The sequence below is a fragment of the Pseudomonas sp. PS02302 genome (assembly GCF_029959585.1).
Classification (GTDB): Bacteria; Pseudomonadota; Gammaproteobacteria; order Pseudomonadales; family Pseudomonadaceae; genus Chryseomonas; species Chryseomonas aestiva.
Map to the genome: position 1 here is coordinate 1 of NZ_JASCON010000085.1, position 23,299 is coordinate 23,299.

The window sequence follows — 23,299 nt, forward strand, 5'->3', positions numbered from 1 at the left end:
GCCATGGGCCGCTCCTACGGAATATCCGGCTACTGTAGGAGCGGCCCATGGCCGCGATAAAGACAGTTGGTTCGGCAGTTAAAGGCTGCCAGTGGAAAACGCTCTGCGGTTTTACACGTTACAGATCTTGTGAACGCCCAAGCTTCGGGCTTGCGCCCCGTCCCCGTCAGTGAGGCCGAGTGCAGGCGTTGCGGAGGAGGATGCGAGGCAGGACGCCGAGCAAGGCGCGAGGGGCAGGAGGCACCTTCGTGCCATGCCCCCGGAGCGGCGCCGGAGCGAGGGAGACGTAGCGAAGCGGAGTAACAGCCGCAGGCTGGCCCGAAGGGTGAGCGGAGCGAATCACCCGGAGCGTAGCGGAGGGCCGGATGGTCGGGACAAGCGTTTTTGGTTACTTTTTTGCGGGGCGCGTAGTCGCGTTTGAAAAAAGTGACTCGCCCGGGTGGGCGAAACAGAAACCATCAGCAAACCACGATAATCAGCCAGTACAACAGCTCAAACCCCAAAGCCTTGGGCTTCGCTCCGCTCAACCCAACCTACGCCGCCCTACCCTACACCCTCTCCCGCCGCCGCAGGATGGCGCGGGCGCCGATGAATAGCACCGCCACGCAAATCGCCGCCGCAAAGAACCACCGCTTCGACACATGATGCTCGGCGAAGAAATCCCGCAGGATCTCGCCCACCGCATAACCGATGCCGGTCATGAAAAAGCCCCAGAGCAGCGCGCCGATGATGTTGAAGAACAGGAAGCGCCGCGGGCGTACGCCGCTGGCGCCGATCAGCAGCGGGCCGATCAGGCGGAAACCGTAGGCGAAGCGAATGCCGATGATCCACAGCGCCTCGTGGCGATGGATGCGGCTGCGCAGCCAGTCGATGCGCGCCTGCTGGCGCTTGAAGCGACCGAGGATGCGGTCGCCGTAGCGCCGCCCGAGAAAGAATAGCGTCTGGTCACCGATAAAGCCGCCCAAGGCCACGCAGACGGCTGTGAGCGGATACAGCAGGTAGCCGTGGCGGGCGGCGATGCCGGCCAGGATGGCCACGCCATCGCCCTCGACCAGGGCGCCCAGGACGGCGGCGCCGTAGCCGTAGTTGCTGATGACCTCGCTGTCGATCATGGTGCGTCCCTAGAGACCGAGAATGGTCAGCATGATGAAGGTGCCGAACAGCACGAAGTGGGTCATGCCCTCGATGGCGTTGGTCTCGCCGTCGTTGAGGTTGATGGCGGCGACGATCAGGGTCACAGCCATCATCACCGTCTGCACCGGGGTCATGGCCATCTGGATCGGCTGGCCATTGTACAGGGCGATGGCTTCCACCACCGGCACGGTGAGGATCACCGTGGACAGACTGGCACCCAGGGCGATGTTGATCACCGACTGCATGCGATTGGCCATGGCCGCGCGCAGAGCGGTGAGGATCTCGGGGCTGGCGGAAATCGTCGCCACCACCAGCGCAGGGACCAGCGCCGGCACGGCGAGGCCTTCCAGGCCGGTATCCAGCGACTTGGACATCACCTCGGCCAGGGCACCGGTGGCGACGATGCCGACGATCAGCATGGCGATGGACAGGGTGGCGCTGCTTTCGCCATGACCCGCATCGGCCGTTTCACCCTCGACCGCCGGACGCTTGCGCTTCTTGTCCGGGTAGTTGTAGCTGAAGAAATAGCTGTGCGGGCCGGTCTGCATGCGCAGGAACAGGGCGTAGAGCAGCGCCATGGCGCCGATGGTGAAGAAGGAATAGACATGCCACTGGGCCGAGGGGATGAATTCCGGCACCAGCATGGAGATGCTCACCGCGGTGATGATCATCACCCCGTAACTGCGGCTGGAATCGTCGTTGTAGGGCTGTTCGCCATGCTTGAGGCCACCGAGCAGGGCGGCCAGGCCGATGATGCCGTTCATGTCCAGCATCACCGCGGCATAGATGGTGTCGCGGGCCAGGGTCGGCGAGTGGTCGTGGCTCATCATGATCGCCAGGATGATCACCTCCACCAGCACGGCGGAGAGGGTCAGGATCATGGTGCCGTAGGGATCGCCGACCTTTTCCGCCAGCAGTTCGGCGTGGTGGGCCACGCGCATGGCCGCGCAGATGATGGCGGCGATCAGACCGCCAGCCGCGATCAGCGCCAGGGTCTGGCCACCGCCGAGCAGGGCGTGTTCGAACACATAGGCCAGCACCGTGGCGCCGATGGCGACCAGCAGCAGGGTTTCGTCTTTGAGGGCAGCAAGCATGGAAAGGGGCGTCCTTGGTTGAGCAATGCCTTGTTACGACCGCCGTAGACGGCAAAACGCTCGCACCCCGCTACATCCCCCGGCCCTGGCCGCCTGCGCTCCTGCCGCGTGGCAGGCTAGTCAGCCCACCCGGGCGCGCGGCGCCAGGCGCTTCCACACCGCCTTGGTGCCCGAGGCGCAGGCCTGGCGATAGCCCAGGGCATGGCGCTCCACCAGGAACCAGGAGACCACCGCCAACGGCAGGGTGATGCCGATCGAGAGCAGCACCATGGTCCAGGCCTCGATGCCGGGGATCACCGCCGCCAGGGTCTGTTGCACCGGGAAAGAATAGATGTAGAGCCCGTAGGAATAGTCGCCCACCTCGTTGAAGGCGCGGATGCGCCCGCCCGGGACGAAGGCGAGGTAGAGCAGCACGTAACCCAGCGTCAGGTTGTAGACCAGGAAGAAGCTGTCCCGGTCGGGGGTTGCCACCGCCAGCAGCGCCACGGCGGCAGCGAACAGCGCGCGCGACAGCGGAATGTAGCCGCGCAGCACATAGAAGGCGCCCCCCAGAAAGAACATCTGGAACAGCCGCAGCAGGTGCGATTCGCTGGCGAAGAAGTAATAGGCGAACAGCTTGAACAGCACGGCACCGGCGGCGAACAGCAGGATGGCGCGCTGGAAGTGCCGGCTGTCCAGGCGCAGCCAGAGCACGGCCAGCCACAGCAGCGCCAGGGCGCCGTACATGCCCACCTCGAAAGGCAGCGTCCACAGCGAGCCGTTGACGATGGTCTGCAGCGGATTGCCCTCGAACAGCCCGGGCAGGTCGAATTCGGCGCCGGCGATCAGCCCGGTGTTCTTCAGCAGATAGAACCAGGTCTGGGGATCGCTCAGATAATCCTGCAGCGGTGCCCGGGTCAGCCAGGCGCCGAGGCCGAGCACCGTCAGCATCAGCATCACCAGCAACCCCGGCACCACGCGCAGGGCGCGGCCCCAGACGAAGTCGATGATGTCGGCGCGGCTGAGCAGACTCTTGGTGACCAGAAAACCGCTGGTGATGAAGAAGATGTCGACCGCGATGTCGCCGAGGGTCATGCCCAGGCTCTCACGCCCGGGTTCCGCCGTGGCGGTGCCACTGGAGATGGCGAAGCTGTGGCTGAAGACCACGGCGAGCGCCGCGATCATGCGAATCAGATTGAGATTGTTGTTCTTGCCGCCAACGTAATCCTGAACGGTCTGCACGGATACCTCACGCTTGGTGTTTGGAGCCATGCGTCCCGATTGTAGTCAGATCCGGACCCCGTGCGGGTGTTATGGCCTTTTGCTGGCGCAAAGCGTGGAACGCTGGGAATTTCTGACCGACGAAGCCACCGTACATCGGTCAGTGGGAACCCGGATGCCTGCGGAAAACCCGGCAAAGCGTGCGACAATCGTCCATCTTTTCCGATTCAAGCTATCCCGAGGCTCCCATGTACGACTGGCTCAACGCCCTGCCCAAGGCCGAACTGCACCTGCACCTGGAAGGCACCCTGGAGCCCGAACTGCTGTTCAAGCTGGCCGAGCGCCATGGCGTCGCCCTGCCCTGGGGCGATGTCGAAGCCCTGCGCGCCGCCTACAACTTCGGCAACCTGCAGGAATTCCTCGACCTCTACTACGCCGGTGCCGACGTGCTGCGCACCGAGCAGGACTTCTACGACCTGACCTGGGCCTATCTGCTCAAGTGCAAGGAGCAGAACGTCATCCACACCGAGCCCTTCTTCGATCCCCAGACCCACACCGATCGCGGCGTTCCCTTCGAGGTGGTGGTGCGCGGCATCACCCAGGCGCTGAGCGACGGCGAGCAGCAACTGGGCGTGACCAGCGGGCTGATCCTGAGCTTTCTGCGCCACCTCTCCGAGGATGCCGCCCAGGCCACCCTGGACCAGGCGCTGCCGTTCCGCGATCATTTCGTCGCCGTCGGCCTGGACAGCTCGGAAAAGGGTCATCCGCCGAGCAAGTTCAAGCGTGTCTTCGCCCGTGCCCGTGCCGAAGGCTTTCCGGCCGTCGCCCACGCCGGCGAGGAAGGTCCGCCGGAGTACATCTGGGAAGCCCTCGACCAGCTCGGCGTGGTGCGGATCGACCACGGCGTGCGCGCCTTCGAGGACGAGCGCCTGATGGCCCGCCTGGTCGACCAGCAGATCCCGCTCACCGTCTGCCCGCTGTCCAACACCAAGCTCTGCGTGTTCGACGACATGAGCCAGCACACCATCCTCAAGATGCTCGACCGCGGCCTCAAGGTCACCGTCAACTCGGACGACCCGGCCTACTTCGGCGGCTACGTCACCGAGAACTTCATGGCCCTGCACGAAGGCCTGGGCATGACCCAGGAGCAGGCCCGGCGCCTGGCGCAGAACAGCCTCGACGCCCGCCTGGTGAAATGAGCATGAGCCTGACCGCTGCCGAGATTTCCTACTACGAACGCTTCGCCGAGCGCTTGGCCGACGCCGCCGCCGTGGCCATCCAGCCCTACTTCCGCGCCCAGCTGGCGGTGGACGACAAGGGCGACGCGGCCATCGCCGGTCGCCGCTACGACCCGGTGACCATCGCCGACAAGGCCGCCGAACGGGCCATGCGTGAACTCATCCAGGCCGAGCATCCGGATCACGGCATCCTCGGCGAGGAAGAAGAGAACGTCGCCGGCAGCAGCCCCCTGAGCTGGGTACTCGATCCCATCGACGGCACCCGCGCCTTCATCACCGGCCTGCCGCTGTGGGGCACCCTGGTGGCGCTCAACGACGGCAACCGTCCGGTGATCGGGGTGATGAACCAGCCCTTCACCGGCGAGCGCTACCTGGGCACCCCCGCCGGCGCCTGGCGCAATGGCGCGGCCCTGCGCACTCGCGCCTGCGCCAACCTGGCCCAGGCCCGGCTGATGTGCACCAGCCGCGACATCTTCGACACCCCCGAGCGCCTGGCCGCCTTCGACGCCGTGGCCGCCGAGGTGCAGCTGGCCCGCTTCGGCGGCGACTGCTACGCCTACTGCATGCTCGCCTCGGGTTTCGTCGACGTCATCATCGAAGCGGGCCTGCAGCCCTACGACGTCCAGGCGCTGATCCCCATCATCGAAGGCGCCGGCGGCCGCATGACCGCCTGGGATGGCGGCGATGCCCAACAAGGCGGCGCCATCCTGGCCTGCGGCGATCCGCAGCTGCATGCGCAGCTGGTGGAGCGGTTGCAGCACCTGGCCTGAGGCTTGCCAGGTGGGTCCGTAGGTTGGGTTGGGTTGAGCGAAGCGAAGCCCAACTTTGCGGATGTTTGGCCGGGATGCCATGGCTTATCAGTGCCCTGGCTAATTTATCGAGCTTTGCTGGTACCTCTTGTTTCGCCCACCCGGGCGACTCACTTTTTTCAGTCGCTAAAAAAGTGAGCAAAAACGCTTGCCCCACCATCCGGCCCTCCGCTGCGCTGCGGGGCCACTCACCCCAGCGCCGCTCCGGGGTCGGCCTACACGGGCCGTCCATGGCCCGTTAGGCCTCTCGCCGCATCCATGCGGCTCGACCCACTCCACGACACTGGCGTTCGCCCTCCTGAACGGGGCGATTTCGCCAACCTGAAGGTTTTGGTTGAAGAACCGTAAGCGGCCGTAGCGTGGACAACGGCGAAGCCTTGTCCACTGATGGCTTAGGTGCCCAGCAGTGGAAAACGCTACGCGGTTTTCCACGCTACGAATCGCGATGGCCTCTCTGCAAGCGCTCCCTAAATTCCAGGCTGGCGCCTAGTCCCCGTTAGTGAGGCCGAGTTCCGGTGTCGTGGCGGGGGTTGCGAGGCAGGACGCCGAACAAGGCGCCGGAGCGAGAAGACCCGGCGCTTTGCGCCGGGCCGAACTGTCAGGGCGTGCTTTCTTTTGCTTACTTTTCTTTGCACCGGGCGGTGATCCGCAAGCAAAGAAAAGTAAGTTGCCGGCCAGGCGAAACAAGAGCTATCCGAGCACTCGATAAACAGCCAAGGTACCAATAGCTGGGCCAAAGTACCAAAAGCAGTCGCGGCCATGGGCCGCTCCTACACGCCCAATCCAACCCGTAGGAGGGGCCACATCGACGGCCCGCCAAGGCCGAGATTGGCCCCCTGGCCCCTTACGTCAGTCATCCCCCGCTAACCCCTTAAGCCCCCTCTAAGCCAACTCCCGTATACCGACAGGATTCCACCAAGAGTCCCTGCCGTGCGCTCTTCTTCATCCCCTGCCTCTCCAAGCGCCGCACCGCTGGAGCGGGCCTTGCTGCTTGGCTGCCTGGCCGCCTACCTGCTCGCCGGTCTGTTCGGCCGTGGTCTGTGGAAGGCCGACGAGCCCTATTCCTTCGGCATGGTGTGGAATTTCCTCACCACCCCGGACTGGCTGATTCCCCGGGTCGGGATAGAGCCCTTCATGGAAAAGCCGCCGCTGATGTACTGGACCGGCGCCCTCGCCGCGCGGTTGTCCGCGCCCTGGCTGAGCGTCCCCGACGGCGCGCGGCTGGCGGTGCTGGGCTGGATGCTGGTAACCCTGGCCGCCCTCGCCTGGCTGACCCAGCGGCTGCTGCCCGGTCGCCGGCGCGAGGCCGTGCTCGCCCTGCTGGGCATGCTCGGGGTGGTCCAGCACAGTCATCTGCTGATCGCCGACGTGCCCCAGCTGGCCGGCGCCACCCTGGGCCTCGCCGGTCTTGCCGCCCAGCTGCACGATAATCGCCACCCCTGGCGCCAGGGTCTGCTGTTCGGCAGCGGCCTGGGCATCGCCTTCATGAGCAAGGGCCTGCTGGTGCCCGGGGTGCTGGGCCTCACCGGGCTGCTCTGCGCGCTCTGCTGGCCTCGGCGGCTGGTCGAGCCGGAAGGACGTCACTGGCTGCTCGCCGCCAGCCTGGCCGCCCTGCCCTGGTTGCTGCTCTGGCCGGCGCTGCTCTGGCACCGGGCGCCGGAGCTGTTCCATACCTGGCTGTGGACCAACAATATCGGCCGCTTCTTCGGCCTGGAGGCGCGCAACAGCGATACCGACGGACTGCTCTCCAGCCTGGAGGATCTGCTGGCGCTGTCCTTCCCCACCGGGCTGATCCTGCTCGGCGCCACGCTCTGGCAGCTGTATCGCCGTGGCGGCAGCCCGCTGAAGCGGCTGGGTCGGCATCCGGGACTGGCCACGGTGGTGCTCTATGCGCTCGTCTGCCTGGCGGTGCTGCTCAAGTCGGCGGTGTTTCGCAGCCTCTATCTGCTGCCGCTGTTTCCGGCCCTGGCGCTGCTGGCGGCGCGATTGCAGCCACCGCCGGTCATCGCTCGCCTCGGCCGTGATGCCAGCGTGGCACTCTGGACGCCGCTCATCGTCCTGCTGGCCCTGGGCGGTATCGGTCTGGCCCTGGGCTGGGCCTTGCCCTGGCCGCACCTGATCCGCGAGCACTTGCCGATCACGGAACGCCTGGCGCCGAGTCCCCTGGCCTGGGCGGTCGCGCTGCTCGCCCTGGTCGGCTGGGGCGTCACCCTGGCGCTGCGTGCACAGCTGGCAGCCGCCAGCGCCTGGTTCGTCGGCCTGACGGTCAGCTGGACCCTGGCCAACAGCCTCTGGCTACCCTGGGTCGACCTGGGCAACAGCTATGCACGGCCCTTCACCGCGCTGCAGCGGGTGCTGCCCCGGACGGACTGCGTGGCCAGCTATGGCCTGGGCGAATCGGAGCGCTCCATGCTGCACGTCTACAGCGGCTATCCCCCTCAGGCGCTGAGCAGTCTGCACCAGGTGCCCTGCCGGGTACTGGTGGTGCAGGACGAGTGGCACGAAGCCGTGACGGTACCGCCGGGCTGGCAGTTGCTCTGGCAGGGCGCCCGCCCCGGCAATCTCAAGGAGCGCTTCCGCGCCTTCACGGTGTTGTCGAGAGTGCCCTGAAGCGTTGGGCTGCGCTGCGCTCAGCGCCAACCTACAAGAACCCATTCCCCACGTAGGTTGGGTTGAGACGGCTCCATCGTCGAAGCCCAACGGACCGTACTCAAGGGCCGCCGCCATTACCCCAGGCCGCGAGCAGATCCTGGGATTCCATCACCAGCCCCAGGTGCAGGGAGACCATGCTCAGCGCCGCACGCTCCAGGCTTTCATCGGTTCCCCGCACCAGATCGCGCAGGACGATGACCCTGTAGGTGCGGTTGCTGGCGTCGAAGGCGGTGTTGAGCACGCAGCAGTCGGTGAAGCCGCCATCCAGCACCACGGTGGTGATGCGCTGGTTGCGCAGCAGGAAGTCCAGGTCGGTGGGATAGAAGGCCGACAGCCGCCGCTTGTTTTCCACCCGCAGATCCTCGGGCAGGACCTCGGTGAGCAGCTCGGTCCAGGGCGAGCCTTCCAGGGCATGGGCGTCGGCATTGGGAATCGGTCCGACGTGCAGCGGAAAGGTCCGCCGCCAAGCCGCAGGAATACCGCCCAGGTCGTCGGCGCCATTGGCGCGCAGCACCGACTTCACATGGACGATACGCACGCCCAAGGCGCGAGCCTGGCGGTGGAAGGCGTCCACCGGCGCCACCAGGTCACGGGCGCGGGGCGCCGGGCAGGGGCACTCCGGCGAGGCGTCCAGGTGGCCGCGGTGCAGGTCGATGGACAGCACCGCCGTGGTGCTCGGGTCCAGGTAATCGGCGAAGTCCGCTCGCGCCAGCAGGCGGGGTTCCTCATAGACGAAAGCACGCAGGTTCATCGACGCTCCTCGCGAACATAGGCTTCGCCCAGGGCGCCGGGCTGACTCAGGCGGTCACGCCCGGCCAGGGCGACCCAGATCATCACGCCCAGGGTGACGGCATAGGGCGCCATCAGGATGAAGTATTGCGACAGCCGCACCCCGGCGGCGGCCAGTTGCGGAATCAGCGCCTCGATGCAGCCGAACAGCAGCGCCCCGGCCAGGGCGCGCCAGGGCGACCAGCGGGCGAAGATCACCAGGGCCACGGCGATCCAGCCACGACCACCGGTCATCTCGGCGATCCACAGCTTGGTGCTGAGCACGGCGATGTAGCCCCCGGCCAGACCCACCAGCGCCGCGCCGGCGAGGATCGCCAGCAGCCGGTAGCCGGCCACCGAGAGTCCTGCCGCATCGGCCGCCTGGGGATTCTCGCCCACCGCCCGCAGACGCAGCCCGGGGGTGGTGCGTTCAAGCCAGGCGATCACCGTGAAGAAGATCAGCGGGGTCAGATAGACCAGCAGGTTCTGCTGGAACAGCCGTCCCACCAGCGGCAGCTCCGACAGCGGCCAGAGCGCCAGCGCCGGCAGCCCGGACACCGGCTGGTTGGTCCAGCCCCAGAGGGTGCCGAGCAGGCCGGTGAGGCCCTGGCAGAAGAACACCAGGGTCAGGCCGGCAATCACCTGGTTGATGCGCAGCCAGATCACCATGACGGCGAACAGCAGCGACACCAGCGCCGCCGCGCCCATGGCCGCCAGCAGTGCCAGGCCGGCATTGCCCAAGGCCAGTTGCGCACCGATGCCGAACAGCGCGCCCACCAGCATCAGGCCCTCGGCATGCAGGGCCAGCACCCCGGATCGCTCGGTGAGGATCAGCCCCAGCGCCGCCAGGGCGTAGGGTATGGCGAAGTCGGGGACGTTACCCAGCCAGCTGGCGAGCAGGTTCAAGCGGCACCTCCCTGGCTGCGTCTGAGCCGATGGCGGATGAAGAAATCCGAGGACGCCACGCAGATGACGATCAGCGCCTGGATCAGCTGCACCATGGCGAAGGGGATCTGGTAGAACACCTGCAGATTGCGCCCGGCGACGAACAGGGTCGCCACCAGGAAGGCCACCACGGCGGCGGCCAGCGGGTTGTTGCGCGCCAGGAAGGCGATGAGGATCCCGGAGAAGCCGTAGCCCTGATAGAAGGACTGGGTCAGCCGCCCTTCCTGCCCGGCCGCCACCACGAAACCGGCCAGCCCGGCCAGGGCGCCGGAAGCCAGCACCGTGGCGAGGATGGTGGCGCGCACCGGCACGCCCACGGCGCCGGCCACCCGTGGATTGGCGTCGACGAATCTCAGGTACAGCCCGGCGCGACTCAGGGCGACGAACCACCAGGCCAGCACCGCCACCAGCAGCGCCAGGGGCACCGCCAGACTCAGCCCGGGTAGCAACTCCGGCAGCCGCTCGAAGGGGCGGAACAGCGGCGAATAGGGAAAGGCGTCGCGCGGGTCCTTCCAGGGACCGAACACCAGGTGCAGCAGGAAGTTGGCGGCGATGTAGTTGAGCATCAGCGAGGCGATGATCTCGTTGACCCCCAGGCGCAGCTTGAGCAGCAGGGGCGCCAGCGCCCAGAGCAGGCCGCCGAGCAATGCCGCCACCAGCATCAGCGGCAGGCGCAGGGCTTCCGGACCGATCTCGAACAGCGACACCGCCGTGGCACCGAGGGCCCCCCAGATCATCTGGCCTTCCAGCCCCAGATTCCAGAAGCGCGCGCGAAAGGCCAGGCAACCGGCCAGGCCCACCAGGATCACCGGCGCGGCCTGGAACAGGGTGGCCTGCAGACTCTGGGCATCGAACAGGGTGGCGATCACGAATTCGTTGAGCAACTCGCCGGCCGGCACCCCGGCCAGCACCAGGATGGCAGCGGACAGGCCCAGCCCCAGCAGCAACGCCAGGCCGAGAATCAGCGCCTGCCAAGGCCAGGCCAGCTGCTGGCGGATCTCCAGGGTGTAGCGGCGGCTGAACAGCGGTTGCCGTGGTCGCGGGCTATCGACCTCGGCCAGGGGAGCACTCAGGGGTTCAAGCATGATTCACCATGGCATGGCCGATCGCCTGGCGATCGGCGGGTCGCTGGAATTCGGCGACGAGGCGTCCGGCGCTCATCACCCCGATGCGGTCGGCGAGGGCCAGTACCTCGTCCAGGTCTTCGCTGATCAGCAACACCGCGGCGCCGGCCTCGCGGGCGGCCAGCAGCCGTGCCTGCACCTCGGCGCCGGCGCGCACGTCGAGGCCACGACTGGGGCTGTGGGCCAATACCAGACATGGCTCGCGGCTAAATTCCCGGGCGATCACCAACTTCTGGGCGTTGCCGCCCGACAGCAGCGCCGCCTTCTGCCGCACCGAGCGCACGCCCTGGACATCGAATTGCGTGACCGCCGCCTGGGTCGCCGCTTCCTGGGCGCGGCGATCCAGGCGGGCGAAACCACCAAAGCGACCGCTGTGCACCGCGCCGATGGCGAAGTTGTCGGCCACCGACAGGCCTCCGGCGAGGGCGCTGCCATAGCGGTCGGCGGGAATGGCGGCGATGCGCAGGTCGCGGCGTCGGGCGCTGGCGGCCGCGGCCAGATCGCCGAAGCCCTCCAGCCGCACCTCGCCTTCGTAGGGCTGCGGCAGGCCCATCAAGACGTCGGCCAGTTCGCCCTGGCCGTTGCCGCCGACCCCGGCGATGCCATAGATCTCGCCAGCGCGCAGCTCCAGGTCGATACCGTCCAGCGCGCGCCGTCCGCCGCGTTCCGGGGTGCGCAGGCCACGCACCGTGAGCAGCGGTGCCCCGACGGCACCTCGCGGAGTGTCAGCGAGCGGCTGGGCATCGCCCACGGTGAGGCGTACCAGTTCGTCCACCGACACCTCGGCGGGGTCCAGACTGCGCAGGGTGCGACCGCCGCGCATCACCGTGAGGCGGTCGGCGTAGGTCAGGGCGTCCTGCATGCGATGGGTCACCAGCACCACCGCCGCGCCCTCCGCCGCCAGGGCGCGCAGGGTCTGCAACAGCCGCTCGCCTTCGCCGTCGGTGAGCACCGCGGTGGGCTCGTCGAGGATGAGGATGCGCGCCCCGGCCAGCAACACCTTGAGGATTTCCACCCGCTGCTGTTCGGCGATGGACAGCTCGGCTACGCGCTGCTCCGGGCGGATGGCAAAGCCCAGGGCAGCCGCCTGCTGGCGGATGCGCTCGCTGATCTCGGCCAGGCGCCGGCGATGGCTACCCTGCCCCGCCGGCAGGCCGAGCAACACGTTCTCCGCCACGCTGAAGGGTCGCACCAACTTGAAGTGCTGGTGGACCATGCCGATGTGCAAGCGGGCGGCGTCCGCCGGACCGCGTAGCCGCACCGGGTTGTCGTCCACCAGGAGCTCGCCGGTCTCTGGCGCATAGAGGCCGGCGGCGATGTTCATCAGCGTCGACTTGCCTGCGCCGTTCTCGCCGAGCAGCGCATGCACCTCGCCCCAGCGCACCAGGAAATCCGCCTGCTGCAGCGCCTGGAAGCCATCGAAGGTCTTGCCGACGCCACGCAGTTGCAGGGCGTTGTGTCTTTTCATGCCGGTCGGCCTTTGTCCAAGGATCGCCTCCGTGGAAAACGCTGCGCGGTTTTCCACCCTACCCAGGGGTGAACCGCTACTTCTGCGTCGTCACGCCCTGAACGAACCAGTCCATCTGCCACAGCGCCGGGTCGGACAGCACCTGGCCGGCGGCGACCCGCTCCTTGCCGTCGCGATCGCTCAGGGGGCCGGCGTAGATCTGCTTGCCCTTGAGCAGGGCCTCGCGCTCGGCGAGGATCTTTTCCTGGGCCGCCTTGGGCACGGCATCGCCGAAGCCGGCGATGTCGGTGCCGCCGTCGGCCATGGACACCAGGGCACCGTTGGGCGCGGGTTTCCAGTGGCCGGCGATGACGCGCTTGAGCTCCGGCACCAGGAAGCGATCCCAGACCCACACCGAGGAGCAGAGGGTGGCCTTGGGCGCGAACTGGCGCATGTCGCGGTGGTGGCCGGTGCCATAAACGCCGCGCTCCTGGGCGACGATCTGCGGCGTGGGGGTGTCCACGTGCTGACCGATGACGTCGGCGCCCTGGTCGATCAGCGCGGCGGCCGCGGCGCGCTCCTTGACCGGATCGTTCCAGCTGCCGGTGTAGATCACCGTGAGGATGGCGTTGGGATTCATCTGCCGGGCGCCCAGCTCGTAGGCGTTGATGGTCCAGTTCACAACGCCGAAGGGATTGGCGGCGACGAAGCCCAGCTTGCCGGTCTTGGACGCCGCGCCCGCGGCCATGCCGCAGAGGTACTGGCTTTCGTAGGTACGGCCGTAGAAGGATTCCAGGTTGCGCCCATTGGTGGTGCCCGAGGCGTTGAGGAAGGCCACCTCGGGATACTGCTCGGCCAGTTGCTTGAAGGTGTCGGAGTAGCCGAAGGCGGTACCGATGACGATGTTGGCGCCGCGCTTGATGAAGCGCTCGGCGGCCGGGCGGATGGCCGAGGCGGTCTCCGGCACGTTCTCCACGAACTGGATCTTCAGGCCCAGTTCCTTCTCGATCTTCACCCGTGCCTCGTCCATGGCCTGGGTCCAGCCGCCGTCGTTCTTGGCGGTGAAATACAGCATGGCGATCTTCGGCTCGCCCTTGAGGGTGAAGCCCTCGTCGTCCGCCTGCGCCACGGTACCCAGCCCCATCAGCGCCAGCACGCACGCCACTCTTCCCAGCCATCTGCTCAGCATCGTCTCGTCCTTAGCCTTGTCTACAACATGTGGTTGATACGGAACACGTTGCCTTCCGGGTCCAGCAGCACCGCCTGGTACCAGTGGTAGTAGGTTTCGTAGGGCGCCTTCAGCAGGCGGGCACCGGCGGCCTCGGCCACCGGCACCAGCTGGTCCACCTCGGCGCGGCTGTCCACCTCCAGGTTGAGCAGGAAGCGGCAGCCCTCACTGCCGGCGAATTCGTCCAGCCCCAAGAGCTCATAGGCCTCCGGCGCGTTGAAGCCGATGGCGGTCTTGCCGGTGTCCAGGCCGCGAAAGATCGGCGAGCGGATCGCCTCGATCTCGGGAAAATCGAACACCCGCTGGTAGAAGCCGCTCAGGGCCACCACGTCCTGGGCGAAGACGTTGACGTAGGAAAGACTCGGCATCAGGCCACCCGCACGCCGGTCTGGGTCCCGCCGAAGGTGGTCTGCTTGATGAACTTGGATCTCAGGTGGTCGCCCGAGGTGATGGGCGCATGGCGCGGCGGCGTGCCGGGCGTGGCGCAACCGGGCAGGCATTGGATGAGGGTGTCGTAGTTGGGCTGGTGGAAGAACACCAGGGACTGGCGGCGGGTGTCGCAACCGGCATCCGCCGGTGGATTCACCACCCGGTGCAGGGTCGAGACCCAGCGATCGTTGGTCCACTGCATCATCAGGTCGCCGATGTTGACCACGAAGCTGCCAGGCACCTTGGGCACGTCCACCCACTCGCCATCGGCATTGCGCACCTGCAGGCCACCGGGCGCGTCGTCGGGACGGACGATGGTCAGGCTGCCGTAGTCGGTATGAGCCCCGGCGCGCAGCTGACCGGGCAGCGCCGCCTCCTGCTGATGCGGATAGCAGAGGGTGCGGAACATGCTGATGTGGCGATCGATGCGGCTGTCGAAATAGGTTTCCGGCAACGCCAGCCCCAGGGCGAAGAGGCGCATCAGGGAGCGCGCCAGGTCACTCATGGCGGCGAAATACTCGGCATAGGCCTCGCGGAAACCGGGGATGGCGGTCGGCCAGACGTTGGGCGCGAAGTGCGGCCCGGCTTCCGGACCGCGGTAGTAGGCCGTCTCCGGGATATCCAGCGGACCAATGGAAAAGGACTCCTTGAGATCCCCCGGTGCCGCCTCCTCCAGGCTGTAGGACAGACTCTCCTCGGCCACCGCGCTGTAGCCGCGCACCTGATCCGGGCGCGGCCGATCGGCCTTGCGCTTCTCCGCCAGCGGCAGCTCGAAGAAGGCCCGCGAAAGGCGCGAGACCCGCTCGACCAGTTCCTCGGGCACCTGGTGATGGGTGATGACCAGAAAGCCGATATCGCGGCAGGCCTGGTCGACGGCCTTGGCCACCGCCTGCTTGCCGGCGGCCGAGCCGGCAAAATAGGGGGCCAGATCGATGATGGGAACACTGGACAGCGGCATGACGGACCTCACGGGTTGGACGAAAGGAGACAGCGCGACGCACGTTCACCGGGCAGGACGGCAGCAGGGAAATTGCAACCGTTGTGCCATCTTTGGACCATTTGGTAAAAACTTGAAAAGCTAATGAAAACAGCAAGTTGAGGGAAATACCCAGGATCTGCTGACGGTGCGCTGCACCTTGAGCGATCAGCGTGCACCGGGGTGGCGCCCAGGGTGGGCCGGCGCTGAGCGAGAAGGCGTTGGCGAGAGGGATCGGCTTGGCGGCGCTGGGCTTCGGCACTGGAGCCGCCTCACTCAACCTGCGGCTGGCCTCCGCGTAGATTGGGTTGAGCGCAGCGAAGCCCAACGAATCCGGACCGTCACGACGGATACTGCAGCTTCCCGCTGTTGGGCTGCGGCGATGGAGCCGCCACACCACCCAACCAACCCCCTCTCCCTGCGGGAGAGGGTTGAAGTGAGGTCACTCTGCACGGACGCCACAAACGACAACGCCCGTGCCGGCATTGCCGGACACGGGCGTTGTGGGAACCTGTTGTCAGGCTTAGTGCTGGTGACCGCCTTCGCCATGGATGTGGCCGTGGGCGATTTCTTCGTCGCTGGCCGCACGCACGTTGACCACCTTGACGTCGAAATTCAGACGCTGGCCGGCCAGGGGATGGTTGCCGTCGACGGTGACCTGATCGCCGTCGATGTCACGCACGGTGACGATCTGCATGGCGCCATCCGGGCCGGAGGCGTGGAACTGCATGCCCACTTCCAGCTCGTCCACGCCTTCGAACATTTCCTTGCCCAGGGTGGCAACCAGTTCGGGGGTGTATTCGCCGTAGGCGTCTTCCGGCTCGATGGCCACCTTCAGCTCGTCACCCGCCTGCTTGCCGGACAGGGCGCGCTCGAGGCCGGGAATGATGTTGCCCGCGCCTTGCAGGTATACCAGCGGAGCACCACCAGCGGAGCTGTCGATGACTTCGCCGGCGTCGTTGGTCAGGGTGTAGTCGATGGATACTGCCGTGTTCGCCGCGATCTGCATGGCCAGAACCTTCATGCTGGGAAAAAAATAGGATGACGCATCAGTCTACGCGTCCAACCTAGCAATTGCGAATGCGTTCGGTCAGTCCCCTGGCGCCCGGAGGCATCTGGAGGGCGCCCCTGCAACTGTGCTCGACCGCTCGTCACGCAATCGCCATGGCCGCTTCACGGCGCTGTCATCCCGGCTACCTAGGGTTTGCTGCATACCCACTGCCGGAGCCCTGCCATGCCGATTCCAGTGTCCGCACCGCCCGCGCTGCGCGCCGAACGCCTGTCGACCGCCGCGGATATCCGCGCTGCCCAGCGCCTGCGAGCTGCGGTCTTCGGCAGCACCTACGGCGTGCATTTCGCCGACAACCTCGACCAGGACGCCTACGACGCCCACTGCCTGCACCTGGGGGTGCGCGACCTGCGCAGCGGCGAGCTGATCGCCACCACGCGGCTGCTCGACGGGCGCCGCCGCGAGCGCCTGGGCAGTCTCTACAGCGAAAGCGAATTCCAGCTGGAAGGCCTGGATGGCCTGCAGGGTCCGCTGCTGGAGATCGGCCGCACCTGCGTGGCGCCCGGGCATCGCACCGGTGCCGCCATCGCCCTGCTGTGGGCGGAACTGGCCGAGATCATGGCCTGCGGCGACTATCGCTACCTCATGGGCTGCGCCAGCGTGCCCATGGCCGACGGCGGCCTGCAAGCCGCCGCCCTGCTGCGCCAGGCCGCGCGGGACGACCGTATCCCGGCGATCCGCGCCACGCCGCGGCGCCCGCTGCCCTTCGTCGCCGTGCCCGACAACCTGGTGGTGCAGCTGCCGCCCCTGCTCAAGGCCTATCTGCGCCTGGGCGCCCAGGTCTGCGGCGCGCCTTGCTGGGATCCGGAATTCGGCGTGGCCGACGTTTTCATCCTGCTCAAGCGCGAAGACCTCTGCCCGCGCTATGCCCGTCACTTCAAGGCCGCGGTATGAGGCGACTGCGCCTCGCCATGCGGCTGCTGCCGGTCCTGGCCGCGCTGCTGCTCGGGGCGCTGTTCGCCCTGACGGTGGCGCTGGCGGTAGCGCTCAGTCGCCGGCCCTGCCTGGGGTTGCGGCAACGGCTGACGCGACGTTTCTTCCAGCTGCTGGCCCGGACCCTGCGCCTGCGCCTGGAGGTCCACGGCGAGGTACCGCGCGGCACCCACCTCTGGCTGGCCAATCATGTGTCCTGGCTGGATATCGTTGCCCTCGGCAGCTTGCGGCCGCTGGGCTTCCTGTCCAAGGCGGAGGTGGCGGAGTGGCCCTTCGCCGGCTGGCTGACGCGCCAGGCCGGCACCCTGTTCATCCGCCGTGGCGCCGAACGCGGTGACGCCCTGGGCGAGGCGCTGACCACGCGCCTGACCCAGGGCCTGTCACTGGCGCTTTTTCCCGAGGGCACCACCACCGACGGCAGCGTGCTGCGCACCTTTCATGGCCGGCTGCTGAGTCCGGCCATCGCCACCGGCACCCCGCTGCAACCCGTGGCGCTCAGCTACTGGCGCCATGGCGAGCCTGACCGGGCCGCGGCCTTCATCGGCGACGACGACCTGGTGAGCCACCTGCTGCGCCTGCTGGACAACGGCGGCACCACCCTGAGGATCGAGTTGCTGCCAGCCATCCTGTCCCAGGGCCAGGCGCGGCAGATGCTGGCCGGTCAGTGCCAGGCGGCCATCGCCGCCCGCCTCGGGATTCAGCGGGAAACGCGCGCCGCGCGCTCGGCGGCGGCGAAGGCCTGCAGCTGCGGATAGAAGTCGCGAAAGTCTGCCAGCAGGCCGTCGTAGGCGGCCTCCAGCTCGGCGAAGGCGCCGGCCAGCAGTTCCGGACGCGACAGCCGCCCCGCCATGCCCTCCACCACTCGCTCCAGCACGGCGAAATCCCGGTAGCTGCCCAGCCAGTCCTGATGCGCCATCAGGGGTGCGATGCGGGCCAGCCGTGGCGGCAGTTCCGGCTCCTCCAGCAGGGTCTGGTAGCAGTCCGCGACGAAACCCGGCAGCGACTGCTCGGCATAGTCGTGCCAGAGGCGCGCCAGGCAGTGATCGAAGAAGACATCCACCAGCAGTCCGGCCACCCGCCGCCGCGCCGCCGGCAACCGGGTCTTGGCCCTGATCACCAGGGGGTGGTCGTCGGTATAGACGTCGATGCGCCGGTGCAGCCGGATACCGGCGGCGATTCCGGCAGGCCAGACGTCCGCCGAGCCCTTGACGAAATCACCATAGAGGCTGCCGAGGCGATCTTCGCGGCTGGGGCCGCCCAGGTGCAGGTGCGCGAGATAATTCATCCCTCCAGCATACTCCAGCCGCGAGCGGGCGGTTTTCCTGGACGACCCGCGGCTGCTAGGCTCGGACCTCCCTTCTCTTTCCGCTGGAGTCGTCATGCCCGTTCGCGCCGTGTTCCTCGACTATGCCTCTCTCGACCTCGGCGATCTGGACCCGGCGCCCTTGCGCGCGGTGTTCGACGAGCTGGAACTCCATCCGGCGAGCGCCCCGGACGAGGTCGCGGCGCGCCTGGCCGGCGCCCAGGTCGCCATCGTCAACAAGGTGGTGCTGAACGCCGCCATCCTGGCCGCCTGCCCGGATTTGAAGCTAATACTGGTCAGCGCCACCGGCACCAACAACATCGACCTGGAAGCCGCGCGCGCCCAGGGCGTGCGCGTCTGCAACTGCCAGGGCTACGGCACCGCCTCGGTCGCCCAGCACACCCTGGCGCTGCTGCTGGCCCTGGCGACCCGCTTGCCGGACTACCAGACGGACGTCCGTGCCGGTCGCTGGCAGACCGCCAGCCAGTTCTGCCTGCTGGACCATCCGATCGTCGAGCTGGAAGGCAAGACCCTCGGCCTGCTCGGCCTCGGCGAGCTGGGCAGCGCGGTGAAGCGGCTGGCCGAAGCCTTCGGCATGCAGACCCTGGTAGGGCAGTTGCCCGGTCGCCCGGCGCGCCCGGGCAGCCTGCCGCTGGCCGAGCTGCTGCCCCAGGTGGATGCCCTGACGATGCACTGCCCGCTGACCGAACAGACCCGCGGCCTGATCGGTGCGGCGGAACTGGCGGCGATGAAATCCACGGCCTTCCTGGTCAACACCGCCCGCGGCGGCATCGTCGACGAACAGGCCCTGGCCGATTGCCTGAGACGCGGCCACCTGGCCGGCGCCGCCACCGATGTGCTTAGCGTAGAGCCCCCGCGCGACGGCAATCCGTTGCTCGCCAGCGACATTCCGCGACTGATCGTCACCCCGCACAACGCCTGGGGTAGTCGCGAGGCGCGTCAACGGATCATCGGCCAGCTCGCCGCCAATGCCGAGGGCCATTTCGCCGGCACGCCGCACCGGGTGGTCTGCTAAAGTTCGCGCTTTTTTCGCCAGGTAGCCCCATGGATCCGCGCAGCGAAGTCCTCCTCCGTCACCCCGAGCGCTTTGGCGGCGCCTTGCTGCTCGCCGGCTTGCCGGCCGATGACCTGCTCGGCACCCTGCCCGCGGCCAGCGGCTGGAGCTGGCATGCGGGTGAGGCCGAACAGCTGGTCCGGCGCTATCCGGGTCGCGTCAGTCTGGGGATCGAACCCCCGGCGGGCGACTTCGCCAGTGCCGTGCTGTTTCTGCCCAAGTCCCGCGAGGCCACCGACTTCCTGCTCACCGCCCTGACTCGCTGCCTGCCGGCCGAAGGCAGTCTCTTTCTGGTCGGTGAAAAGAAGGCCGGTATCGAACGCGCCGCGCGCCAGCTGGGCGCCTTCGGTAAGGCCAGCAAGCTCGACAGTGCTCGCCATTGCCAGCTGTGGGTGGTGCACGGCCCTCGCACCTCGGCCGATCCGCAGCCGGACGCCTGGCTGCAACGCCAGCCACTGGACCGGGCTGGGGTGAACCTGGAAATTCTCAGCCTGCCAGGCGTGTTCAGCCATGGCCGGCTGGACGTGGGCACGGCGCTGCTGCTGGACCAGCTCGACGGTCTACCCGAGGGCGCGGTACTGGACTTCGGTTGCGGCGCGGGCGTGGTCGGCGCCGCCCTGGCGCGCCGCTATGCCTCCAGCACCCTGCATCTGCTGGACGTGGACGCCTTCGCCGTGGCCAGCAGTCGTCAGACCCTGGCGGCCAACGGTCTGAGCGGAACGGTGATCAGTGGTGATGGCATCGCCGCAGCGCCTACCGGGCTCGCCGCCATCGTCAGCAATCCGCCCTTTCACAGCGGCGTGAAGACCGACTACCGCACCACCGAGACCCTGCTGGCCGAGGCGGTGCGTCATCTAAAGCCCGGCGGCGAATTGCGCCTGGTGGCCAACAGCTTCCTGCGCTATCCGCCACTGATCGAGGCGGCCTTCGGCAATTGCCGCACCCTGGCCGAACGCGACGGCTTCAAGGTCTACAGCGCCCGGCGGCGGTAATGCTGTTGGGCTTCGCTGCGCTCAGCCCAACCTACGGCTATACCTCGGCGCCAGAGCTGCCCCCTCTCCCCTGAGAGAGGGTTGGGGTGAGGAAAAACCCCAATCCCCAACCAAAACCTCAACCCTTCTTCGCCGCCTCGTACAGCGGCATCACCTTGGGAATCGCCGCCTGCAGGGCCTTAGTGCGGTTGGCGTCGGACGGGTGGGTACTGAGGAATTCCGCCGGCTGCTTGCCCTGGCTGGCCTGGGCCATCTTCTGCCAGAGGGTGATGGCGGCATTGGGGTTGTAGCCGGCGCGCGCCGAGAGCTCCAGGCCGATCAGGTCGGCTTCGTTCTCGTTGCCGCGGCTGAACGGCAGGCTCAGGGCTACCTGGGACACCTGGTCGGCCAGCTGCATGCCGCCCTGGCCAACGCCCAGCAGGGCGCCACCGAGGTTCTCGCCCATCTGGATGGCATAGGCCCGCGACATCTGCTCGCGGCTGTGCTCGCGCAGGGCGTGGGCGATCTCGTGGCCCATCACCGCCGCCAGTTCGTCATCGGTCAGTTTGAGCTGATCGATCAGGCCGCTGTAGACGAAGATCTTGCCGCCCGGGCCGCAGTTGGCGTTGAGTTCATCACTCTGCACCAGGTTGACCTGCCAGTCCCAGTTCACCGCATCCGGGCGGAAGGCCGCGGTCTGCGGGATCAGGCGCTTGGCGATGGCGGCGACGCGCTTGCCGTCGGCGCTGTCATTGGCCAGCTTGCCGGCGGACTGGGCCTCGCTGACCGTCTTGGCATAGGACTGAGCGTACATCTGATTGACCTGCTGCTCGGACAGCATGCTGAACATGTACTGCTTGCGCTGCACCCCGACCGCACCACCCGAGGTGGTGTTGACGGTCTGGCAGGCGACCAGCAGCAGGCTCAGGGACAGGCCCGCGAGGGGAAGGATACGGCGCATGGGAATCTCCAGGTATCGAGGCGGATACAGTCTAGAGAGGGGCGTCAGACCCGGCAACGTCCGGTAACGCCCGGCAACGCTCTCCTGCCAGGCGACCGGAGGCCTCAATGGATAGGCGTCACCGCCGATAGCCCCGGCATCGAACGTTCCCGGAGTCCCCCATGAATTCCCGCTCCATCCGCACCTCCATCACCCTGCTGGCCGGTGCCTGCATCCTGGCGGTGGTCGCTGCCCTGATCGCCTATACCCTGTTCGCCGGTCAGCGCACTCGCGCCCTGGTCGACAGCCACACCGAGGCGCTGGCCGCCACCGCCGCCGAAGCCCGGCTGACGGCCGAGGCCGAAGCCGTGGGCAACCAGCTGCAACGCCAGCTGGACGTCCCCCTGCAACTGGCCAATCAGCTGGCGCAACTCAGCGTGGCCATGGGCAGTCCGGGCGACCAGCAGGTCGAGCTGGATCGCCAGAGTCTGGTGCGCCTGCTGGGCCAGAGTCTGAAGCGCCAGTCCGGCCTGCTCAGCCTCTATACCGTCTGGGAGCCCAATGCCATCGATGGCCAGGACGACCACCATCGGGGCGACGCCGCGGCCGGCTACGACGAGCAAGGGCGCTTCACCCCCTGGTGGCACAAGACCCTCGACGGCGATGTGACGGTGGAACCGATCGGCCCGACCGTGGAAAGCCAGACCCGTCTGCCATCGGGTGTGCGCGAAGGCGAGTACTACCTCTGTCCGCGGGAAAATCGCACCACCTGCGTGCTCGATCCCATGCCCGACACGGTCAACGAACAGCAGGTGCTGATCGCCTCCTTCAACGTGCCCATCCTGATCGGCGGCGCCTTCAAGGGTGTGGTCGGGGCCGACGTGCCGCTGGACTTCATCCAGCGGCAACTGGTCAAGGCCAATGGCCGCCTCTATGGCGGCGTGGGCCGCATGGCCCTGGTGGCCGGGCGCGGCACCCTGGTGGCCTACACCGCCGACGCCAGCCAACTGGGCAAGCCGGCCGAACCGGCGCTGGGGGCGACCCTGGCCGGCCTCAAGGACCTGGGCGAAGGCGTCACCCGTCGCTTCGACACCCAGAGCGAGCGCTATCAGGTCTATCTGCCGCTGCGCTTCGCCGGCGACAACCGCCAGGTCTGGACGCTGATCATCGAATTGCCCCGCGCAGCCGTGCTGGCCGACCTCTACAGCCTCAAGGACACCCTGGGCAGCCAACGCCACCAGGACGTGGTCGGCATGCTGCTGGTAGGCCTGGCGGTCGCCGGCGCCGGTCTGCTGGTGCTCTGGCTGATCAGCCTGCGCATCGCCCGGCCGCTGCGGCAGATGGTGACCATGCTCGACGCCATCGGTCAGGGTGACGGAGACCTCACCCAGCGCCTCGCCACCGAGCGCCGCGACGAGGTCGGCGCCATGGCCGGCGGCTTCAACCGCTTCCTGGCCTCGCTGCAGGGCCTGATCGGCAAACTGATCCATTCGGTGGGCGAGGTGGCCTCAGCCGCCGAGCACACCTCCCATATCGCCCAGCGCACCCGCGACGGCGTGGAGCGCCAGCTGCAGGAGATCGAGCAACTGGCTACCGCCATGCAGGAGATGACCGCCACCGCCCAGGACGTGGCCGGCAATGCCGGTCGCGCGGCGCGGGCTGCCACCGAGGCGGACGGCGCGGTCAACCAGGGCCAGCGCCTGGTGCAGCAGAACGTCGCCAGCAGCGCCGCCCTCGCCCAGGAGATCGAGCGCGCGGTGGAGCAGGTCCGCCGGGTCGCCGAGGACAGCGAGAACATCGGTTCCATCCTGACCACCATCAATGGCATCGCCGAGCAGACCAACCTGCTGGCGCTCAACGCCGCCATCGAGGCGGCGCGCGCCGGTGAGCAGGGTCGCGGGGTGGCCGGGGGGGGCGCCCCGGGGCGGCACCCGGCGCAAAAAACCCACGGCGGTGGGGTTTAA

General features: G+C 67.6%; 20 protein-coding genes and 2 pseudogenes. 9 read left to right on the forward strand and 13 right to left on the reverse strand.

Going from position 1 to position 23,299, the window contains the following annotated elements; all coding sequences use genetic code 11:
- Positions 1 to 548: 548 nt before the first annotated feature.
- From QMX82_RS21605 to QMX82_RS21615, 3 genes are all read right to left on the reverse strand, one after another.
- Complete coding sequence (locus QMX82_RS21605) at positions 549 to 1,112, reverse strand: DedA family protein (protein WP_208693909.1); 564 nt, start codon at positions 1,110 to 1,112, stop codon at positions 549 to 551.
- Between the two features lie 9 nt (positions 1,113 to 1,121).
- A complete protein-coding gene (locus QMX82_RS21610) occupies positions 1,122 to 2,228 on the reverse strand; it encodes a calcium:proton antiporter (RefSeq protein ID WP_208693908.1) in 1,107 nt (368 codons plus the stop codon).
- 120 nt (positions 2,229 to 2,348) lie between these two features.
- On the reverse strand, positions 2,349 to 3,449 hold the full coding sequence (locus QMX82_RS21615; protein WP_261793956.1) for an acyltransferase family protein: 1,101 nt from the start codon (positions 3,447 to 3,449) through the stop codon (positions 2,349 to 2,351).
- A 227-nt stretch (positions 3,450 to 3,676) separates the two neighbouring features.
- On the opposite strand from QMX82_RS21615, the gene QMX82_RS21620 reads away from it, so the two are divergent.
- The 3 genes from QMX82_RS21620 to QMX82_RS21630 all read left to right on the forward strand — a co-directional run bounded on the left by QMX82_RS21620 (position 3,677) and on the right by QMX82_RS21630 (position 8,085).
- Complete coding sequence (locus QMX82_RS21620) at positions 3,677 to 4,627, forward strand: adenosine deaminase (protein ID WP_208693906.1); 951 nt, start codon at positions 3,677 to 3,679, stop codon at positions 4,625 to 4,627.
- Between the two features lie 2 nt (positions 4,628 to 4,629).
- The gene (gene hisN / locus QMX82_RS21625; protein ID WP_208693905.1) at positions 4,630 to 5,436 is read left to right on the forward strand and encodes a histidinol-phosphatase; all 807 of its coding nucleotides are present in this window, start codon (positions 4,630 to 4,632) and stop codon (positions 5,434 to 5,436) included.
- Positions 5,437 to 6,459: 1,023 nt separating this feature from the next.
- A complete protein-coding gene (locus QMX82_RS21630) occupies positions 6,460 to 8,085 on the forward strand; it encodes an ArnT family glycosyltransferase (protein WP_282287447.1) in 1,626 nt (541 codons plus the stop codon).
- 100 nt (positions 8,086 to 8,185) lie between these two features.
- On the opposite strand, the gene QMX82_RS21635 is transcribed toward QMX82_RS21630, so the two are convergent.
- The 8 genes from QMX82_RS21635 to QMX82_RS21670 form a co-directional block, all read right to left on the reverse strand.
- A complete protein-coding gene (locus QMX82_RS21635; RefSeq protein ID WP_222613575.1) occupies positions 8,186 to 8,878 on the reverse strand; it encodes a cysteine hydrolase family protein in 693 nt (230 codons plus the stop codon).
- Positions 8,875 to 9,801: an ABC transporter permease gene (locus QMX82_RS21640; protein WP_208693903.1), complete on the reverse strand. Its 927-nt coding sequence runs from the start codon at positions 9,799 to 9,801 to the stop codon at positions 8,875 to 8,877. The genes QMX82_RS21635 and QMX82_RS21640 overlap by 4 nt, the downstream gene beginning before the upstream one ends.
- Entirely contained in the window at positions 9,798 to 10,925 is a 1,128-nt protein-coding gene (locus tag QMX82_RS21645) for an ABC transporter permease (protein ID WP_208693902.1), read from the reverse strand. The genes QMX82_RS21640 and QMX82_RS21645 overlap by 4 nt, the downstream gene beginning before the upstream one ends.
- Entirely contained in the window at positions 10,918 to 12,432 is a 1,515-nt protein-coding gene (locus tag QMX82_RS21650; protein ID WP_208693901.1) for an ABC transporter ATP-binding protein, read from the reverse strand. The genes QMX82_RS21645 and QMX82_RS21650 overlap by 8 nt, the downstream gene beginning before the upstream one ends.
- Before the next feature lie 76 nt (positions 12,433 to 12,508).
- Positions 12,509 to 13,600 (reverse strand): BMP family ABC transporter substrate-binding protein, encoded by a 1,092-nt coding sequence (locus tag QMX82_RS21655; protein ID WP_442969408.1) that lies wholly within the window; start codon positions 13,598 to 13,600, stop codon positions 12,509 to 12,511.
- 20 nt (positions 13,601 to 13,620) lie between these two features.
- Positions 13,621 to 14,007, reverse strand: a complete 387-nt coding sequence (locus QMX82_RS21660) for a VOC family protein (RefSeq protein WP_208693900.1) — start codon at positions 14,005 to 14,007, stop codon at positions 13,621 to 13,623.
- Complete coding sequence (locus QMX82_RS21665; protein WP_282287456.1) at positions 14,007 to 15,026, reverse strand: isopenicillin N synthase family dioxygenase; 1,020 nt, start codon at positions 15,024 to 15,026, stop codon at positions 14,007 to 14,009. The genes QMX82_RS21660 and QMX82_RS21665 overlap by 1 nt, the downstream gene beginning before the upstream one ends.
- A gap of 541 nt (positions 15,027 to 15,567) precedes the next feature.
- The gene (locus QMX82_RS21670; protein ID WP_017639847.1) at positions 15,568 to 16,053 is read right to left on the reverse strand and encodes an FKBP-type peptidyl-prolyl cis-trans isomerase; all 486 of its coding nucleotides are present in this window, start codon (positions 16,051 to 16,053) and stop codon (positions 15,568 to 15,570) included.
- A 225-nt stretch (positions 16,054 to 16,278) separates the two neighbouring features.
- On the opposite strand from QMX82_RS21670, the gene QMX82_RS21675 reads away from it, so the two are divergent.
- Both QMX82_RS21675 and QMX82_RS21680 read left to right on the forward strand, forming a co-directional pair.
- On the forward strand, positions 16,279 to 17,007 hold the full coding sequence (locus QMX82_RS21675; protein WP_133861423.1) for a GNAT family N-acetyltransferase: 729 nt from the start codon (positions 16,279 to 16,281) through the stop codon (positions 17,005 to 17,007).
- Positions 17,004 to 17,801 carry a lysophospholipid acyltransferase family protein gene (locus QMX82_RS21680; protein WP_208693898.1) on the forward strand — a complete coding sequence of 266 codons (798 nt, stop codon included), beginning with the start codon at positions 17,004 to 17,006 and terminating at the stop codon, positions 17,799 to 17,801. The genes QMX82_RS21675 and QMX82_RS21680 overlap by 4 nt, the downstream gene beginning before the upstream one ends.
- Here the strand turns inward: QMX82_RS21680 and QMX82_RS21685 are convergent.
- Positions 17,744 to 18,331, reverse strand: a complete 588-nt coding sequence (locus QMX82_RS21685) for an acyl carrier protein phosphodiesterase (protein WP_208693897.1) — start codon at positions 18,329 to 18,331, stop codon at positions 17,744 to 17,746. The genes QMX82_RS21680 and QMX82_RS21685 overlap by 58 nt on opposite strands.
- Before the next feature lie 94 nt (positions 18,332 to 18,425).
- Here QMX82_RS21685 and QMX82_RS21690 point away from each other — a divergent pair, with 94 nt between their 5' ends.
- Positions 18,426 to 19,385 (forward strand): 2-hydroxyacid dehydrogenase, encoded by a 960-nt coding sequence (locus tag QMX82_RS21690; protein WP_282287462.1) that lies wholly within the window; start codon positions 18,426 to 18,428, stop codon positions 19,383 to 19,385.
- A gap of 29 nt (positions 19,386 to 19,414) precedes the next feature.
- On the forward strand, positions 19,415 to 20,416 hold the full coding sequence (locus tag QMX82_RS21695; RefSeq protein ID WP_208693895.1) for a methyltransferase: 1,002 nt from the start codon (positions 19,415 to 19,417) through the stop codon (positions 20,414 to 20,416).
- Between the two features lie 118 nt (positions 20,417 to 20,534).
- Here QMX82_RS21695 and QMX82_RS21700 read toward each other — a convergent pair whose 3' ends face one another.
- Complete coding sequence (locus tag QMX82_RS21700) at positions 20,535 to 21,356, reverse strand: M48 family metallopeptidase (protein ID WP_208693894.1); 822 nt, start codon at positions 21,354 to 21,356, stop codon at positions 20,535 to 20,537.
- A 1,232-nt stretch (positions 21,357 to 22,588) separates the two neighbouring features.
- Between QMX82_RS21700 and QMX82_RS26175 the strand changes: the two are divergent.
- Both QMX82_RS26175 and QMX82_RS26180 read left to right on the forward strand, forming a co-directional pair.
- Positions 22,589 to 22,789: pseudogene (locus QMX82_RS26175) on the forward strand (HAMP domain-containing protein); the annotation flags it as partial.
- Positions 22,763 to 23,242, forward strand: a pseudogene (locus tag QMX82_RS26180) (methyl-accepting chemotaxis protein); the annotation flags it as partial. The pseudogenes QMX82_RS26175 and QMX82_RS26180, both read left to right, overlap by 27 nt.
- Positions 23,243 to 23,299: the final 57 nt, after the last annotated feature.